Annotated in this window: 14 protein-coding genes; 9 read left to right on the forward strand and 5 right to left on the reverse strand. The window is 66.2% G+C overall.

Features of this window, described 5'->3' with window-relative positions:
- Window positions 1–110 precede the first annotated feature (110 nt).
- Window positions 111–2,255 carry a glycoside hydrolase family 15 protein gene (locus BN2476_RS12695; protein ID WP_235850803.1) on the reverse strand — a complete coding sequence of 715 codons (2,145 nt, stop codon included), beginning with the start codon at window positions 2,253–2,255 and terminating at the stop codon, window positions 111–113.
- 250 nt (window positions 2,256–2,505) lie between these two features.
- Between BN2476_RS12695 and BN2476_RS12700 the strand changes: the two genes are divergently transcribed.
- The gene (locus BN2476_RS12700) at window positions 2,506–2,751 is read left to right on the forward strand and encodes a hypothetical protein (protein ID WP_087734507.1); all 246 of its coding nucleotides are present in this window, start codon (window positions 2,506–2,508) and stop codon (window positions 2,749–2,751) included.
- Between the two features lie 243 nt (window positions 2,752–2,994).
- On the opposite strand, the gene BN2476_RS12705 is transcribed toward BN2476_RS12700, so the two are convergent.
- Window positions 2,995–3,150 (reverse strand): DUF3096 domain-containing protein, encoded by a 156-nt coding sequence (locus BN2476_RS12705; RefSeq protein WP_087734508.1) that lies wholly within the window; start codon window positions 3,148–3,150, stop codon window positions 2,995–2,997.
- Between the two features lie 251 nt (window positions 3,151–3,401).
- Here BN2476_RS12705 and BN2476_RS12710 point away from each other — a divergent pair, with 251 nt between their 5' ends.
- The gene (locus tag BN2476_RS12710; protein ID WP_438942874.1) at window positions 3,402–4,721 is read left to right on the forward strand and encodes a lactonase family protein; all 1,320 of its coding nucleotides are present in this window, start codon (window positions 3,402–3,404) and stop codon (window positions 4,719–4,721) included.
- 54 nt (window positions 4,722–4,775) lie between these two features.
- Here BN2476_RS12710 and BN2476_RS47015 read toward each other — a convergent pair whose 3' ends face one another.
- Window positions 4,776–4,931, reverse strand: a complete 156-nt coding sequence (locus BN2476_RS47015) for a hypothetical protein (protein WP_162497873.1) — start codon at window positions 4,929–4,931, stop codon at window positions 4,776–4,778.
- Between BN2476_RS47015 and BN2476_RS12715 the strand changes: the two genes are divergently transcribed.
- The gene (locus BN2476_RS12715) at window positions 4,930–5,445 is read left to right on the forward strand and encodes an antimicrobial peptide resistance and lipid A acylation PagP (RefSeq protein WP_235850804.1); all 516 of its coding nucleotides are present in this window, start codon (window positions 4,930–4,932) and stop codon (window positions 5,443–5,445) included. The genes BN2476_RS47015 and BN2476_RS12715 overlap by 2 nt on opposite strands.
- A gap of 41 nt (window positions 5,446–5,486) precedes the next feature.
- Here BN2476_RS12715 and BN2476_RS12720 read toward each other — a convergent pair whose 3' ends face one another.
- Together BN2476_RS12720 and BN2476_RS12725 are read right to left on the reverse strand one after the other, a co-directional pair.
- Complete coding sequence (locus BN2476_RS12720; protein WP_087734511.1) at window positions 5,487–9,707, reverse strand: DNA translocase FtsK; 4,221 nt, start codon at window positions 9,705–9,707, stop codon at window positions 5,487–5,489.
- A 186-nt stretch (window positions 9,708–9,893) separates the two neighbouring features.
- The gene (locus tag BN2476_RS12725; RefSeq protein WP_087734512.1) at window positions 9,894–10,508 is read right to left on the reverse strand and encodes an META domain-containing protein; all 615 of its coding nucleotides are present in this window, start codon (window positions 10,506–10,508) and stop codon (window positions 9,894–9,896) included.
- Between the two features lie 303 nt (window positions 10,509–10,811).
- Here BN2476_RS12725 and purT point away from each other — a divergent pair, with 303 nt between their 5' ends.
- From purT to BN2476_RS12755, 6 genes are all read left to right on the forward strand, one after another.
- Complete coding sequence (purT, locus tag BN2476_RS12730; RefSeq protein WP_087734513.1) at window positions 10,812–12,026, forward strand: formate-dependent phosphoribosylglycinamide formyltransferase; 1,215 nt, start codon at window positions 10,812–10,814, stop codon at window positions 12,024–12,026.
- Between the two features lie 61 nt (window positions 12,027–12,087).
- The gene (locus BN2476_RS12735) at window positions 12,088–12,279 is read left to right on the forward strand and encodes a DUF6726 family protein (RefSeq protein WP_087734514.1); all 192 of its coding nucleotides are present in this window, start codon (window positions 12,088–12,090) and stop codon (window positions 12,277–12,279) included.
- An 83-nt stretch (window positions 12,280–12,362) separates the two neighbouring features.
- Window positions 12,363–12,734: an MliC family protein gene (locus BN2476_RS12740; RefSeq protein ID WP_087734515.1), complete on the forward strand. Its 372-nt coding sequence runs from the start codon at window positions 12,363–12,365 to the stop codon at window positions 12,732–12,734.
- 311 nt (window positions 12,735–13,045) lie between these two features.
- Window positions 13,046–14,698 (forward strand): acetolactate synthase large subunit, encoded by a 1,653-nt coding sequence (locus BN2476_RS12745; RefSeq protein WP_087734516.1) that lies wholly within the window; start codon window positions 13,046–13,048, stop codon window positions 14,696–14,698.
- Between the two features lie 88 nt (window positions 14,699–14,786).
- Entirely contained in the window at window positions 14,787–16,223 is a 1,437-nt protein-coding gene (locus tag BN2476_RS12750) for an aldehyde dehydrogenase family protein (RefSeq protein ID WP_087734517.1), read from the forward strand.
- Window positions 16,224–16,693: 470 nt separating this feature from the next.
- Window positions 16,694–18,151, forward strand: a complete 1,458-nt coding sequence (locus BN2476_RS12755; RefSeq protein WP_087734518.1) for a DEAD/DEAH box helicase — start codon at window positions 16,694–16,696, stop codon at window positions 18,149–18,151.
- The last annotated feature ends 68 nt before the right edge of the window (window positions 18,152–18,219 follow it).

Consider the following 18,219-nt stretch of genomic DNA (forward strand, 5'->3'; position numbering starts at 1 on the left):
CTGCTTCATTCGATGATATAGAAGGCATACGATTTGTGCAATGCAACAACAGTTCGTTGGCGCACGTACCGGATGTCATATCCACGTCATCGTCAAAGCGGGTGTTTTCTTTAGACGACAGGTGACGATTCCGTATCAGCATCTGCCGTGCCAGCCGGTGGTTCCCGGCCTTGTCCGTCGTGGGGCGGCTGGCCCGCCGCGCTTGCCATCCCTTGCTCGTGCTTCATCAGGTTGAGCCCGGTATGAACGAGGGCCACATGGGAAAACCCCTGTGGAAAATTACCGACAAGCCGCGCGGACACGGGGTCGTATTCCTCCGCGAGCAGCCCGACATCGTTGGCCAGCGCGAGCAGCCGCTCGTACATCTCGCGCGCTTGCTCGACGCGCCCCTGCAGCGCCAGGTTGTCGACCATCCAGAAGCTGCACGCGAGAAACGTCCCTTCGCCGGGCGGCAGGCCGTCGTCGACTTCCGTCGTGCGGTAGCGCAGCACGAGACCGTCGTGCAGCAGATGCTTTTCGATCGCGTCGACGGTGCCCGCGACGCGCGGGTCCGACGGCGGCAGAAAGCCGAGCAGCGGCATCAGCAGCAGGCTTGCGTCGAGCTCGTCGCCGCCGTAAGTCTGGGTGAACGCGTTGAGCTTCGGGTTCCAGCTTTTCGCGCAGACATCCGCGTGAATGCGCGCACGCATCTCACGCCAGTGCTCGAGCGGCGCGGGCAGATCGAACGCTTCCGCCGATTTGACCGCGCGATCGAACGCGACCCATGCCATCACCTTCGAGAACGTGAATTGCTGACGGCCGCCGCGCGTTTCCCAGATGCCTTCGTCAGGCGCTTCCCAGATCGTTTCGAGGTGCTTGAGCATCGCGCACTGCACGTTCCACGCCGTCTCGTCGGCCTGCAAGCCGCCGATGCGCGCCAGATGCAGTGCGTTCATCACTTCGCCATAGACGTCGAGCTGCAGCTGGCCGACGGCGTTGTTGCCGACGCGCACGGGCTTCGAGCCCTCATACCCCGACAGCCAGTCGAGTTCGAACTCCGGCAGGCGGCGTTCGCCTCCAAGTCCGTACATGATCTGCAGCTGCTCGGGCGAGCCCGCCATCACGCGGCCGAGCCACGATCGCCATGCGCGCGCTTCGTCGTAGTAGCCGCCGCGCATCATCGCGAGCAGCGTGATGGTCGCGTCGCGCAGCCAGCAGTAGCGGTAGTCCCAGTTGCGCGAGCCGCCCATCCGCTCGGGCAGCGAGGTCGTGGGCGCGGCGACGATGCCGCCCGTCGGCTCGTAGGCGAGCGCCTTCAGCGTCAGCAGCGAGCGGCGGATCGCGGAAGCGTATTTGCCTTCGACGGTGCCGCGCGCGGACCATTCGAGCCAGTAGTTCTCGGTGCGGGCGAGCGCCGTGTGCGGATCGCGCGCGGGCGGAACGCGCAGATGCGATGCCGAATACGTGAGCGAGAACGGCACGCGCTCGCCTTCGGAGACGTTGAACTCGGCGACCGTTTTCATGTTCTCGCCGCGCAGATCGACGGGTGTGCGCAGCGCGACGGTGTCAGGGCCGGCGATCGCCTTGATGCCGCTGTCGTGCGTGAGGCGGCTGACCCATGGAATCGAAAAGCCGTAGTCGAAGCGCAGCACCAGCTCCATGCGCATCTTCACAGTCCCACGCTTGCCGACGACGATGCGGATCATCTCCGACCAGCCGTTGCCGGGCGGCATGAAGTCGATCAGCGTGACGGCGCCTTCCGGCGTCTCGAAGTCGGTTTCGAGGATCAGCGTTTCGCCGCGATAGCGGCGGCGTGTCGAGCGCGTGTAGCCGGGCTGGCGCGGCGTGCTGTCGTCGCCCTGGTGCTCTTCGCGGGTGCGCCGCGCCGCTGTGCTCGTGCGCCGTGCCGCTGCCTTCGAGCGGGCTTTGCCGCCTTCGCTTCCGGCTGCTTGCGCGGGAGGCTTTTCGGCCTGTCTCGGGACGGGTTTTGCGTCGGGATTCGGCTGTCCGCTCGCGTCCGATTTCGCGCCGTCCGAATCTTCTTCGTGCTGTTGCGCAGCGGCATGCGTGTCGTTGTGGGCGGCATCGGCAGCATCCGTGTCCGCTGCCGGCGCGATCAGCCAGCGGCCGTTGTCCTCGGTGCCGAGCAGGGCGGCGAAGCAGGCGCCGGAATCGAAACGCGGCCAGCAAAGCCAGTCGACGGAGCCATCGCGGGAAACCAGCGCGGCCGTGTGGCCGTCGCCGATGAGTGCATAGTCTTCGATACGTGCGGGCATGATAAAGCGTCTATAGCGGTCGGTCAGCGTGTAATAAATACGCCCCCGCACAGCGCCAGACGGTGCGCGAGCGTCGTTGTTACCTGACTCGCGCGATGCGTTTTGGTTCGTACACCAGCGAGCATTTCGAGTATTGGCAATCCGCGTTCTTGCTGCTTACAATCGATTCGAATGTGACTTCCGACAAATCGCAGCCCACCGGCGCCAGGTGTTGCAGCAAGCACAGTGCCGATTTCGAGGAAATATAGCCATGCTGAACCCGTCGAAATCCGACTGCATCACGATCCTCTCCGCCGCGAGTCAACTGCCTGACGACTCGCTCCTGCCACTCGACTTCCGCACGCTCGGCCTTACGCGCAACGGGATGGAAACGGCCGCGGCATTTCTGATCGAACGCGCCTGCTTCAAGCGCCATAGCGAAGCCGACGGTCATTATGCCGTCGGTGGCCTGTCATTGCAGGGGCGCTGGCGTCTCGACCAACTCTCGAACGGTTGACGCACGCTAGCGCCCATCGTCCGACGTTCGGTGATCGCGCCGCTGCGCTGCGGCGAATGACATGCGACAGGCATCCGGACCGTGCAACAGGCGGTCCGTGCGTCGACACGCGTGTCGATGCGCCGCGTCTGCATCTAGCGTGCGATTCTCTCCAGCCGCGCGCGCTTGCAGCGACGCATGCGCGCGGCCTCACGCATGCTCGCCATCGGAGCGAATCGCTCCGCATGGGCGCCTGCGCGCGTGTCAGAAGTGCATGGTGCCGCCGACGCCGAACAGCCCGATCAGGCCGATGATGATCAGATACAGCGCAACGATGTAATTGAGCAAGCGTGGCACGATCAGGATCAGAATGCCGGCGATCAGCGCGACGAGCGGGCCAAGGGTGACATGGATGTTCATGGCGACTCCTTTGTTGGACTTGACTGCTGTGAGCGACAACCTGCGCGCGCCCGCGTGACTGTGCGATCGCGAGCAACGCTTCTATACTTGCCCCAACTACGACATCGACGACCAGCCCCCGTCACGAGGGCGCGCAGCGCGACGGCCGCCGTCGCCATGCAACCGTCACGATAACGGCACGCTTCGATCGAGCCGCGCGGCAGACCAGCGACACGCACAATCCGAATAATCCGTCTCGCCAGGAGGTCGTCATGCAGCGTCGTACACGAGGAGTAGCGTGTGCCGTGCCACAGTCTTTCAATTGCCGGGTTTCCCCTCGTTCGGCCGGCTCTCGCTCCCGCCCCGCACTACGTTCGATGATAAGAGGTTTGACACTCATGGTATCGATTGCCTCGCTTGCCTCGCTTGCCTCGTTTTCCTCGCTTGCTGGTATGCAGGCCTTCGCGCAAGGCACGGCCGCCGCGCCTGCCGACGGCGTCTACGATCTGATCGTCGGCACCTACACCGGGCCGAAAAGCGAGGGCATCTACGTCTATCGCTTCAATACGAAGTCGGGAGACGCGACGCAGGTGTCGTCGATCAAGACAGACAATCCGTCGTATGTGATCGCAACGCGCGATGGCCGTCATGTCTATTCCGTCAACGAGCAGCCGGGCGACAACGGGCCCGCGACCCAGCGCGGCGGCATCAGCGCGTTCGCCTTCGATGCGAAGAGCGGGCAGCTTACGTTCCTGAACCGCGTATCGTCGGATGGCAACGATCCTTGCTATCTGAGCATCTCGCCCGACGGCAAATATCTGACGACGGCCAATTACTCCGTCGCCGCAAACCCCGGCGGCAGCTTCGCCGTCTTTCCGCTGGAGGCGGACGGCCAGGTCGGCGCCCCCGTGCTGACCGTGCATCACGAGGGCGGCGGTCCCGTGAAGGGACGCCAGGACAACGCGCACGTGCATTCGACCGTGTTCTCGCCCGACGGCAAGTATCTGTTCGCGCAGGATCTCGGCACCGACAAGCTCTATTCGTACCGCTACGCACCCGACGGCAGCCGAGGCCTGTTCGGCCCCACCGGGAAGCGCTATACCGACGTGAAGGCCGGCTCCGGTCCGCGGCATCTCGTGTTCGGCGCGGACGGCAAATACGCGTATCTGACGAGCGAGCTGAATGCCACCGTCACCGTGTTCCGTTACGACGACGGCAAGCTCGCGCAGCTGCAAGTCGTGCCGATGACCAGGCCCGGCTTCAAGGGGCAGGTGGCGGCGGCCGCGATCCATCTGTCGCCGGACGGGCGCTTTCTTTACGCCAGCAACCGGGGCGACGCGAACGAAATCGTCATCTACGCTGTCGATCCCGGTAGCGGCCATATCCGCGAGGCAGGCCGTCAGTCGACTCTCGGCAAGGCGCCGCGCGAGTTCTCGATCGACCCGACGGGGCAGTGGCTGATCGTGGGCAACCAGAACAGCGACACGGCCTATGTGTTCCGCCGCGATCAGCAAAGCGGCTTGCTGGAAGCGAATCCGAAACGGATCGAGCTCGGATCGCCCGTCGACTTCAAATGGGTGTTGCCGTCCTGATTGCCGCGCCCTGAGCGATCCGGACGAGTCCGCCGGCAATGTCGCCGGTTGTCGTCAGTCGTGCTGCCGGCGGACACGAACAAGAACGGAACGCACGATGAGAACGACGTTAACCAGCACAAGACCGAGGCCGAGGACAAAGACGAGGACGAGCGCCGCGCTCGTCGCAGCGGGCGCGATGTGCGGCGCGTGCAGCGGGTTCTTCAGCATGCCTGCGTTCGCGGACGCGAGCTGCAGCTATTCGACTGAATGGCTCGCGGGCGCCTGCAGGCGCATCGAGCGCGTCGCGCAACAGGGCACGTGGGATCTCTACGTGACGGGCTACGGCTGGCACATCAACGGCTATTCGGAAGAGGAGCGCAAGTCGCTCAATGCGCAGTCGTGGGGCGGCGGCGCCGGCAAGCACTTCACCGACGAAAACGGCAACGAGGACATCCTGTTCGCGTTCGTGTTCCTCGATTCGCACGAGAACGCGGAGCCGATCGGCGGCTGGGCGAGACAGTGGTACACGAAGCCCGTGGCCGGCGGCCTGTCGCTGGGCGGCGGCTACTTCGCGGGCTTCACGGCGCGCGAAGACGTCGCGAATTACCTGCCCGTGCCGCTGGTGTTACCTGTCGGCTCGATCCGCTATCGCAAGGCATCGGTGATGGGAACGTTCATCCCGCGCATTCCCGGGGTCACCAAGGGCGATGTCGCGTTCTTCTGGAGCCGCTACGAGTTCTGACGCAGCCGGGGCTCGCGAAGCAGTCGTCGCCTGTGGGCCGCTTACTCGGCAGGCCCCGGCGCGAGCACTTCGCGGCTGCCGTTGATGCCCATCGCCGACACGAGGCCCGCCGTCTCCATCTGCTCGACGAGGCGCGCCGCGCGGTTATAGCCGATGCGCAGCTGCCGCTGCACCGCCGAAATCGACGCGCGGCGCGTGCGCACGACGAACGCGACGGCTTCGTCGTAGAGCGGATCGGCTTCCGCATCCGGCGTCTCGCCGAACAGGTCCTGACCCGCGCCGCCGCCTTCCGTTGCCGGGCCGTCGAGAATGCCTTCGACGTATTCCGGTTCGCCGAACTGCTTCAGATGCTCGACGATGCGATGCACTTCCTCGTCGGCGACGAACGCGCCGTGCACGCGCTGCGGGTAGCCGGTGCCGGGCGGCAGGAACAGCATGTCGCCTTGGCCGAGCAGCGATTCCGCGCCCATCTGGTCCAGAATCGTGCGCGAGTCGATCTTCGACGACACCTGGAACGCGACGCGCGTCGGAATGTTGGCCTTGATGAGGCCCGTGATCACGTCGACGGAAGGGCGCTGCGTCGCGAGAATCAGATGGATGCCCGCCGCGCGCGCCTTTTGCGCGAGACGCGCGATCAGTTCTTCGATCTTCTTGCCCGCAACCATCATCAGGTCGGCCAGCTCGTCGATCACGACGACGATCAGCGGCAGTGGCGACAGCGGCTCGGGCGCGTCGGGCGTCAGCGAGAACGGGTTGCCGATCTTCTTCTCTTTTGCCTCGGCGTCGCGGATCTTCTGGTTGAAGCCTTGCAGATTGCGCACGCCGACTGCCGACATCAGCCGGTAGCGCTTCTCCATTTCGCCGACACACCAGTTGAGTGCGTTCGCGGCGAGCTTCATGTCGGTGACGACGGGCGCGAGCAGATGCGGGATGCCTTCGTACACGGAAAGCTCCAGCATCTTCGGGTCGATCATGATGAGGCGCACGTCTTCGGGCGTCGCCTTGTAAAGCAGGGAGACGATCATCGCGTTGATCGCGACCGACTTGCCCGAGCCCGTCGTGCCCGCGACCAGCATGTGCGGCGCCTTCGCGAGATCGGTGACGACAGGGTGCCCCGTGATGTCCTTGCCCATCGCGAGCGTCAGATTCGACGCGGACTTCTGGTAGACGTCGGCTTGCAGGATTTCGGAGAGACGGATCGTTTGCCGCTTTGCGTTCGGCAGTTCGAGACCCATGCAGGTCTTGCCGGGAATCGTCTCGACGACGCGAATCGACGTCAGGCCGAGGCCGCGCGACAGGTCCTTCATCAGCCCGACGATCTGGCTGCCTCGCACGCCGAGCGCCGGGTCGACTTCGAAGCGCGTGATCACGGGACCCGCCGATGCGCCGACGACCGTCACGGGCACCTTGAATTCCTGCAGGCGCTGCTCGATCAGCGCGCTCGTTTCGGCGAGCTTTTCTTCGCTGACTGGCTCGGCGTCCGCCGATGCGGGCGCGAGCAGATCGAGGCTCGGCAACTCGATGTGCGAGGCCGAGGGCGCGTGGAACTCGAACGAGGGACCGCTGTGGCCGCGTACGCCAGGGCGGGGCGCGGGAGCTTGTGGCGCGTCTTCGGCGTTGGGTGTCTGGGTTGGTGTCGGCGCTTCGTCGTACAAGGGCGCCGGGTGCGCGAGGCTGACGGCGGCGTGCTGGACGGGCGCTTGCGTCGGCGCGACGGGCGCCGCGACGGGGAAGCGGACGATGTTCGATGCTACGTGCGCCTGGGGCTCCTCGTTCGCAAAGTCAGCCGGTTCGACGTCGGGCGGGTTGCCGGCGATGGTAAGCGGACCGGTCGGATGCAGCGGCGCGATGGGGTCGTCGTACGCCGACGCGTTCGATACGGGCGCGCGGTCATGGCTGGAAGCGGCCCGCAGCAGCGTCACGGATTGCGTGATCGCGTCCCATGGCGCGAGCCTGGAGGCGGCGGCTTCGTGTGCCTGCGCGTGTTCGCGTTGCTGCCCGGCTATTTCTGTCGATGATTCGGTTTCTTCGTCGGCCGTGTGTGAATGAGCCGCAGCCGGATGATTGCGTTGCGGGTCGAGTTTGTTCGATGCCGCTACTTGGTCGGTCGTAGGCGCATGGTCGGCGGAGGGCGTCGCCGTTGCCGTCGATGATGCGGTTGCACGCGCCGTATCCGCTGGCTCATGATCGACGTGGGCTGCCGGGATTTCGTTCGCTATGGACGATGACGGTGTCGTGCAAGCCGGTTCGATGGCTGGCTCTGCCGTTTGACTTTGCGTCTTGACGTGCGCAGTGCCGACGTGCGGTTGGGGCTCGACACTCGAAATAGCGTTGTCGCCGAGTGGCGCCGATTCGGGCGTCGTAACGTTCGCCTGTTGGGTATCAGCGACCACGTTCGCAGTCGTCGGCGCGCGCGGCGCCTCGTTGCGCGTCGCGGCGTCTTCGTTCGTTTCTTCCAAAGCCGCCGCAGCCGCTTCCGAATGCGCGACAGACTCAGCTGCGCGCGAAGCATCCGGGCTTTGTCCAGCCGTCGAATCGCTTGCTTCAGCCGATAGGGGAGGGGACGCGGCTGGCGTATCGGCTTTGTGAGCGGTCAAGCTTGCCGCTTCGACCGCAGCATTCGCTGTGCTCGCTCGCGGCTCGTCTTCGGAAGCGGAACCCTGGACGGCGGCCAAGCCCGTAGCCGTGGCGGCGTTCGCGACAGCAGACGGCTGCACGGGCGCAATCGCATCGGCTGCGTCGGACTGCGGCGCGACCGTCGACGCATCGCCGGCATGACGGGCGCCGATGGCCGCTTCGAGCGCCGACACGGCCTGATCGACGGCGGTGACGGCGGCGGCGTTAGCGGCCACACCGCTGCCCGTGGTACTAGCCGCCGCATTCATGCCCGTCTGCGGAACGGGAGCCACGAACGCCACTGGCGCGGCAACGGGCGGCGTCTGCACACCGGCAGCCTGATCGACGGCAGTTGCCGAAGGCCGCGTCTCGGCGATCCGCGTTGGATCTCCCGCCGAGCGCCGCGCGAGACTCGCGCCCGCGAGTGTCGTCCAGCGCGCGGCGTTTTCCTCGATGCTGCGCAACGTTTCCTGAACGCTCGTCGTGGGCGCGGCAGGCTGAGCCGCCGGATTCGCCCGCGTATAGGCAGGCGCGCGGAACCCCGACATGTCACGGCGCGCGGTCGGCAGACCCGGCGGGCTTGCAGGACGCGTCGTCTGGGCCGATGAAGAAGGCACGGTCGAAATCGATTGACGGCTCTGCGACCGGCCGCTCTGTGCGAGCGTGGCCGCGCGCAAAGATGCCGCGCGCGCCGACGACACGGCGGGATTCACCGACACGCCGCGCCCGGCCGCCTGGGCCGCCGCCGCTTTCGACGATTGCAGCGCCGCCGTGCTGCCGAACACGGTCGGCGGCGTGGCCGCGACGCGCGCGCTTTCCATCGACGCCGGGGTGCTCGCGCGCGAATGCGGGCGCTGCGCGTCGGCGCTGAGCCAGCCGGCGGGTGCCGTGGGCTCGGCTGGCGTCCACGGCGTCGGGCGGCTCGGCTGACGGCCGGCCGCGCGGCTTCCCGCGACGCCGCCCGTCATTCCGCTCGCTGTCCCACTCGTCGTCCCGCTCGCTGTGCCGCGCCCGACGCCAACAGCCACCGTACCGGACGACGACCCCGCCGACGCGCCCGAAGGCATCCCCATCGCCTCTTGCGCCGCAGCCGCGCCCGCAGCACCAGCCGCCGCCGCGCCTGCGCCACGCGTCGTCGAAGGCGGCCGCCATACGGTTGGCCGCGCATAGCGTCCGTTGTTCTTCGGCGCCATCGTGTTGATGGGCGCGCTGCTATGCGCTGGGGCTGTATCGGCGACGGCGCGTTGATGGCTGCGCGGCTCGTCGTCGTGCGCGCGCTTCGACAGGCCAAGTCCGAATGCGTCATTCGCCCACGCGACGAACGACGACCATCTGAATCCGATCAGCCACGGCAGCGCGAGCCCGAGCAGGCCGAGCATCACGATCGGCGTCGCGACGCGCCCCATCAGGCGCGTCAGTCCCGCCGCCAGTGCGTGACCGAACGCATCGAGCCCCTGCGCGTCGATCAGCGACGCCTCCAGCGTGCAGCTCGCGACCAGCACGCAGACAAAGCCGAGCCACAGCCTGATCGTGCCCGGACCGCGCAGCCCCGCGCCGCCCGGCAGCACGGACTTCACGAGACGCCATATCAGGGGAAGGAACCAGACGGCGGAGGCGCCGAACCAGCCGAAAACTACCGTTTGCATGCTAGACATCAACGAATGACGGGCGCGCATTCGCGCAACCCGTCGAGTTTAATCGGACGAAGCATTGTGCTTCGAAGGCCGGCGTCGCGTGCGGCGCGCGGGCATCGGCACGTGATGCCGCAGCAACGCGCGAGCGGGCGCCTCGACGCGCATCGTGCGCAGTGCGGACGCTCGCCGGCCGCGCCGTCATTGGCCGCGCCGCGCGAACACGAGCGTGTCGCCGTTGTCGAGGATCAGTTGCAGTTGCTGCGGCTTGCGCATGTCGACGCCCGAGTGCTCGACATGCGCAAGCGCATCGAGGTACGCGGTTTCGATCTTGCCGCCCGGCGTCGCGCACGCCATGCGCGTGCCTGCGAGCGGGCCGAAGCTGAGCTTGCCGTCCTTCAGCATGTAGGTGCCCGTATAGCGGTTGCAGCCCGAGAAGCCGCTCGCGCGGCGCAGGCCGCTTTCCGTCGACAGCACAAGCGTGATCGGTTCGCCGCTCGCGCTGCCCGGCACGTCGCGCGTGCCGCCGCCGGACACCTTCCAGCCGCTCAGTTGCCAGTCGGTGTTGTCGAGCAATTGCGTCGCCGCCGGGTTGAACGGGTCGGGCGGCGCGGCTTCCACGTCGGGATGCTTCGGCATTGCGCAGGCGCCGAGCAGCGCGGCCATCGACACGGCGGCAAGCAGGGCCCGCGTGGTCGTCGCGTGTCCCGTGCGGCGTCGGAACGATGCCCACGATGCAGCGCCCGGTGCATTCGACGATGCGCCGGATGTTGCGTTCGAGCGTGCGTCGCGTGGCGTGGCGGACGTGGGCTGCATGTCGTCGTTCCTCTCTAAACTGGCGAAGGCGTAAGGGTATCGCACTACGCTTGCCGCATGCGAGTGCAAACGCGCGCGGCGAAACGCAAAGGCGCGCATAGGCGCGCATAGGCGAAATGCCCGGCGGCGCGGATGCATCCATGCACGATGCATCGCGTACAGCCGTTGCAAAACGCCGGCTCGAAGCGCGGCCCGCGGACGGTTTATCGGCATGTGCGGCGCGCAGGCGCAGGGGCCGCGCATGTTAACATCGGCGCAGTCATTCATTCCACACGCAGTTCGTAAAAATTCTCTGGAGTTTCCATGCAGATCGGCCAACGCATCGGCACACCGCTTTCGACTTCCGCCACGCGCGTCATGCTGCTCGGCGCGGGCGAACTGGGCAAGGAAGTGATCATCGCGCTGCAACGGCTCGGCGTTGAAGTGATCGCGGTCGATCGTTACCCGAACGCGCCGGGCCATCAGGTCGCGCACCGTGCGCACGTGATCGACATGACCGATGCGACGGCATTGCGCGCGCTCGTCGAACAGGAGCGCCCGCATCTGATCGTGCCGGAAATCGAGGCCATCGCCACCGACGCGCTCGCCGCGATCGAAACCGATGGCGTGGCCGAAGTGATCCCGACGGCGCGCGCGACGCAGCTGACGATGAACCGCGAAGGCATCCGCCGCCTCGCTGCCGAGGAGCTCGGCCTGCCGACTTCGCCCTATGCGTTCGCCGATTCGCTGGACGAACTGAGGGCGGGCATCGCTAAAGTCGGCTATCCATGTGTCGTGAAGCCGGTGATGTCGTCGTCGGGCAAGGGGCAGTCGGTGCTCAGGAGCGACGCGGACGTCGAAGCGGCATGGCAGTACGCAATGGCGGGCGGACGCGTGAACTACGGGCGCGTGATCGTCGAAGGCTTTATCGACTTCGAGTACGAGATCACGCAGCTGACCGTGCGCGCAATCGACCCCGCCACGCAGCGGACCTCGACGTACTACTGCGATCCCATCGGCCATGTGCAGGTGGCGGGCGATTACGTCGAATCGTGGCAGCCGCAGCCGATGAGCCCGCTCGCGCTCGAACGCTCGCGCGAAGTCGCGCACAAGGTGACGGCGGCGCTCGGCGGCCGGGGCCTGTTCGGCGTGGAACTTTTCGTGCGCGGCGATGACGTATGGTTTTCGGAAGTGAGTCCGCGTCCGCACGACACGGGGCTCGTGACGCTCGCGTCTCAACGTCTGTCCGAGTTCGAGTTGCATGCGCGCGCGATTCTCGGTCTGCCCGTCGATACGTCGCTGCGCGCGCCGGGCGCATCGGCCGTGATCTACGGCGGGCTCGACGAAGCGGGCATCGCGTTCGAAGGCGTCGCGCAGGCGCTCGCCGTGCCGGATGCGGATCTGCGCCTGTTCGGCAAGCCGGAGAGCTTCGTCAAGCGCCGCATGGGCGTGGCGCTCGCGACGGGGCGCGATATCGGCGAAGCGCGTCAGCGCGCGAAGCAGGCCGCGGCGGCCGTGAAGCCGGTGTCGGCGAAGTAGCAGGCAGGTAGATCCGGCGCAGGGTGAGGAGCAGCACGTGAAAGCGAAACGGGCAGATGGTGTGCAACGCGGCGGACTCGCGCGGCGTGCCGCGCTGCTCGCATCGGCCGTCGCGTTGATGGCGGCGCTGAGCGGCTGCGGTCTTGCTGCCGCGCCATGCCGGATTGCGTCGGCGGGGCTGAAGATCGTGCCCGTGGTCGGCCATGCGGCCGCCGCGCCGACGGACGCTTGCGCTGACGTGATCGATCCCTGAGCCGCGCTCGTTGCCGGCCGCGTGAAATGGCCGCAACAGCGGGAACAGCGGTGTCGATACTTCATCCAGAAACGAGGCTTTCGATGAGCATGAGGCAGTATGCGTTGACGGGCGTGCTGACGATCGCCGCTGTGTCGGGCGCGGCCCGCGCTGCGGACTTGATGCCGTTGCCGGACATCAGGACCACTCATCGCGTGACGCAGAAATACACCTGTGCGACGGGTCGCATTCTGAATGTCACGTATCTGAACACCACCAACGGTCAGAGCTTCGCGATCCTGCCCGTCAAGGGCAAGCAGATGCTCTTCGTCAACGTGCTGTCGGGGTCGGGCGCGAAGTATCAGGCGGCGAGCTATACATGGTGGACGAAAGGCCCTCAGGCCACGCTATACGACGCGATGCTCGGAGAGAATGCGCCGCCGATGCTGTCCGATTGCGTGACGATCGTGCGCTGATGTTCTGCTAACGCGTTGCCGATGCCACTGGGCGCGGCACTTGCCAGTGCCGGGCCCGACCCTCGTTCTTCTTCAGATTCCCTCGTGCGTCTCAACGCGCACGCTCGTCGCGCGCGGCCTGGCACCGGCATCGCCCACGCGCATCGTGCACGCACGCCGACACGATTTCCCCACCCGGAGTAAGCTGTCTGCCACGCACAAGCCGCGCCTCCATCTGATGCCATTGCGCGGCTGTCATCGTTTTCGATCATCCTTGTCCGCGTGCCGCGACGGCGGCCCGGTCCGCGTTCGTTCGTCAAGCGAGACTTCCCATGAAAGCATCGGATCTGTTCGTCAAATCGCTGGAAGCGGAAGGCGTCGAGTACGTGTTCGGCATTCCCGGCGAAGAAAATCTCGATCTCCTCGAATCGCTGCGCCGCTCCCGGATCAAGCTCGTCCTTACCCGCCACGAACAGGCGGCTGGCTTCATGGCCGCGACCTATGGCCGCCTCACGGGCCGCACCGGCGTCTGCCTGGCAACGCTCGGCCCGGGCGCGACCAACTTCGTGACGGCGGCAGCGTATGCGCAGCTCGGCGGCATGCCGATGCTGATGGTCACGGGCCAGAAGCCGATCAAGTCGAGCAAGCAGGGCCACTTCCAGATCGTCGATGTCGTGCGGATGATGGAGCCGCTCACCAAGTACACGCGGCAGATCGTGTCGATCGGCAATATTCCCGCGTCGGTGCGCGAGGCGTTCCGCCAGGCCGAAGAAGAACGCCCGGGCGCCACGCATCTCGAACTGCCCGAGGACGTCGCGCATGAAGAGGGCGACGGCAAGCCGATCCCGAAGAGCTACAGCCGCCGGCCCGTCGCCGAAGAGAAGGCCGTCGAGCGCGCGGTGAAGGCCATCGCGGACGCGAAGCATCCGATCCTGATGATCGGCGCGGGCGGCAATCGCAAGACCACGCGCAAGATGCTGCGCGAATTCGTCGACCAGATCGGCATTCCATTCTTCACGACGCAGATGGGCAAGGGCGTGATCGACGAATCGCATCCGTTGTGGCTCGGCAACGCGACGCTGTCGGACGGCGACTTCGTGCACCGCGCGATCGATCACGCGGACTGCATCATCAACGTCGGCCACGACGTGATCGAAAAGCCGCCGTTCTTCATGCGCGGCGCCGATGCGGGCGAGAAGACGGTGATTCACGTCAACTTTCTCGGCGCGGAAGTGGACCCCGTGTACTTCCCGCAGATCGAAGTGGTCGGCGATATCGCCAACGCCGTCTGGCAGATGAAGGAGGCGTTGCAGGGCAAGGGCGAGCATTGGGACTTCGCGCGCTTCAAGGAGATCAAGGAGCATTTCGAAGCGCATCTCGTGAAGGGCCAGCACGACGACCGCTTCCCGATGTACCCGGTGCGCATCGTCAACGACGTGTACGAGACGATGCCCGTCGACGGTGTCATCTGTCTCGACAACGGCATGTACAAGATCTGGTTCGCGCGCTACTACCGCGCGCACGAGCCGAATTCGCTGCTGCTCGACAACGCGCTCGCGTCGATGGGCGCGGGGCTCCCCTCGGCGATCGCGACGAAGATCGTGCTGCCCGAGCGCAAGGTGATGGCCGTGTGCGGCGACGGCGGCTTCATGATGAACTCGCAGGAGATCGAGACGGCTGTGCGCCTGAAGCTCGACCTCGTCGTGCTGATCCTGCGCGACGATGCGTTCGGCATGATCCGCTGGAAGCAGGAGAACATGAATTTTCCCGACTACGGGATGACGCTCAAGAACCCCGATTTCGTCGACTACGCGAAGAGCTATGGCGCGCAAGGACACCGGATCGCGTCGGCGGCCGAGTTCGCGCCGCTCGTGCGCGAGTGCTTCGCGACGCCTGGCGTGCATGTGATCGACGTCCCCATTGATTACTCGGACAACGAGCGCGTGCTCAATCGCGAAATCAAGCGGCTGTCGGCGCAGCTTTGACATGTCGCCGCATTTCCCCGGCGCGCGGCGCGGCGGATGCGGAACGGCCGTTGCTGCGCTCCTTTGATCGGATCAAGGAGAACGTGTCATGTTGCAGAAGAGTTACCCGTACTACCTCGCGAACGTTGCGGTAGCCGCGAACACCGATCTCGAAGTCACCGACAAGTTCAGCGGCGAAGTCGCGACGCGCGTCGCGCTCGCCGATGCGGCAGCGATCGACAAGGCCATCGGCCTCGCCGTCGCCGCGATGCCCGAGTTGCGCGCGTTTGCGCCGTTCAAGCGCCAGGCCGTGCTCGAACATTGCGTGAAGCGCTTTCGCGAGCGCTTCGACGAACTCGCGATGGCGCTGTGCATCGAGGCAGGCAAGCCGATCAACGATTCGCGCGGCGAAGTCACGCGCCTGATCGATACATTCAAGGTCGCGGCGGAAGAATCGGTGCGCATCGACGGCGAGATCGTCAACCTCGAAATCTCGCAGCGCGCGAAGGGCTATCACGCGTATGTGAAGCGCGTGCCCATCGGGCCGTGCTCGTTCATCTCGCCGTTCAACTTCCCGCTGAATCTCGCCGCGCACAAGGTCGCGCCCGCTCTGGCCGCCGGCGTGCCGTTCGTGCTGAAGCCGGCGAGCCGCACGCCGATCGGCGCGCTGATCATCGGCGAGGTGCTCGCGGAAACCGATCTGCCGAAGGGCGCGTTCTCGATCCTGCCCGCGCATCGCGACGGCGCCGATCTCTTCACCACCGACGAGCGCTTCAAGCTGCTGTCGTTCACGGGCTCGCCCGCCGTCGGCTGGGACCTGAAGGCGAAGGCGGGCAAGAAGAAGGTGATCCTCGAGCTGGGCGGCAACGCGGCCGCGATCGTCGATGGCGATCAGCGCGACAAGCTCGATTACGTCGTCGACCGGCTCGCGTTCGGCGCGTTCTATCAGTCGGGGCAAAGCTGCATCGGCGTGCAGCGGATTCTCGCGCATGCATCGCTGTACGACGCGCTGCGCGAGAAGCTGATCGCGAAGACAAAGTCGCTCAAGATGGGCGATCCGAAGGACGAAAAGACTTTCGTCGGGCCGATGATCTCCGAATCGGAATCGCGCCGGCTCGCGGGCTGGATGGACGGCGCGGTGAAGGCAGGCGCGAAGATCGTCGCGGGCGGCAAGGTGGACGGCGCGATGTTCGAGGCGACGCTGCTCGAAAACGTCGGACGCGACACCGATCTGTACCGGAAGGAGGCGTTCGGGCCTGTCGCGATCCTCGAAAAGTTCGACGATTTCAAAAGCGCGCTCGCGACCGTCAACGACAGCGACTTCGGATTGCAGGCGGGCGTCTTCACCGATTCGCTCGCGCACGCGCATCAGGCGTGGGACGAACTGGATGTGGGCGGTGTGGTCATCAACGATGTGCCGTCGTTCCGCGTCGACAACATGCCGTATGGCGGCGTCAAGGACTCGGGGCTCGGACGCGAGGGCATCCGCTACGCGATCGAGGACATGACGGAGCCGCGCCTGATGGTGATGCGCGAGACGTGGTGAGATTGGGAGAGCAAGGGCGGGGCGCTGGCCGATGCGGCGGCGCGCCGGGTCATGCGCATGTCAGGCGGCTGTCACCGGATTGACTCGTTCGCCGTCTACGCTGCCCGCGTCGGATACGGGCCGTCCCCGCTCGATACGGCCGTCGCGCCGGACGAAGGGGCGGCCGTCCCCAAGGCGACGCGGGCCGGTGTCGTGCAAGAACAGGTCGGAGGCCGAAGTGCTACAATACCGGCCTTTCCGGCGGATGTTTCCGTCGGCTGGAGCCGGCCGCATGCCTGCCGATTTCTGGCAATACCAGAGACCAGAGCGGATCTTGTGCGGGACGCCGTGGCTCCGCCTTCATCCTGATGCCCTCCGCGGCCCCGGCCGCTGCAGAAGAAGCTGCAAGAGAGTTTGAGCGGACGCCCGGGCGCCCGCCTTTGGCAACGCGCAAGCGGTTCCGCCCAAGCGCATTTTTAGCGAAAGCCACCATGTCCGACACAGCAACCACGCCCAGCACCGTGACCTTCGACCAGTTCGGTCTCCACGCCGACATCCTCAAAGCCATCGCGGAACAGGGGTACACGACGCCGACGCCGATCCAGGCCAAGGCGATCCCCGTCGTGCTGGACGGCCGGGACGTGATGGGCGCCGCGCAGACGGGCACAGGCAAGACGGCGGGCTTCTCGCTCCCGATCATCCAGCGCCTGCTGCCGCTCGCGAACACGAGCGCATCGCCGGCCCGTCACCCCGTTCGCGCGCTGATCCTCACGCCGACGCGCGAACTCGCCGACCAGGTCGCCGCGAACGTGCAGTCGTACGCGAAGCACACGGCGCTGCGCAGTGCCGTCGTGTTCGGCGGCGTCGACATGAACCCGCAATCGGCGGAACTGCGGCGCGGCGTCGAAATCCTGATTGCAACGCCAGGACGCCTGCTCGACCACGTGCAGCAGAAGACGGCCAATCTCGGCCAGGTGCAGATGCTCGTGCTCGACGAGGCGGACCGCATGCTCGACATGGGCTTCCTGCCCGACCTGCAGCGCATCCTCAACCTGTTGCCGAGCGAGCGCCAGACGCTGCTCTTCTCGGCGACTTTTTCGCCCGAAATCAAGAAGCTCGCGTCCACTTATCTGCGCAACCCGCAGACGATCGAAGTCGCGCGCAGCAACTCGACGGCGACCAACGTCACGCAGATCGTCTTCGAAGTGGCCGAGGGCGACAAGACGGGCGCGGTCGTGCAACTGATCCGCGAACGCAGCCTCAAGCAGGTGATCGTGTTCTGCAACAGCAAGATCGGCGCGAGCCGTCTCGCGCGCCAGCTGGAGCGCGACGGCGTGGTGGCGACCGCGATTCACGGCGACCGCACCCAAAGCGAACGGATGCAGGCGCTCGACGCGTTCAAGCGCGGCGAAATCGAAGCGCTGGTGGCGACGGATGTAGCGGCGCGCGGTCTCGACATCGCGGAACTGCCGGCCGTGATCAACTTCGATCTGCCGTTCAACGCCGAAGACTATGTGCACCGGATCGGCCGGACGGGCCGCGCGGGCGCATCGGGCGATGCGCTGTCGCTGTTCAGCCCGAACGAGCGCAAGCAGCTCGCCGACATCGAAAAGCTGATCAAGCGTCCGCTGGACGTGCAGCGTCTCGCCGTCGACACGCCCGTGCGTCACCATCACGACGAGCGCGGCTCGCGGCGCGACCGCGACGACCGCGGCAGCCGCCGTCGCACGACGGGCGCGCACGAGCGTCCGTCGCATGGGGCGCATCATCGCCAGCAGCCCATCGACGATTTCTTCCTGAAGCCGTACGAGCCGTCGCCTTCGGCCGTGTCGGCTTCCGCCAAGCGCGAAGAGGCGCCCGCCGCGCCGCAGAAGCCCGCTTCGAAGCAGCCGCTCGCTGCGCTGCTGGGCGGTTTCGGAATGCCGCGCAAGACGACTTCTTCGAACTGAATCGCTTGAACGCCAGCGGCGGCACGCTGAGCGGCGAGACTAGCTGAAAAACGGCGCCATTGCTGGCG

The organism is Paraburkholderia piptadeniae (assembly GCF_900007165.1).
Classification (GTDB): Bacteria; Pseudomonadota; Gammaproteobacteria; order Burkholderiales; family Burkholderiaceae; genus Paraburkholderia; species Paraburkholderia piptadeniae.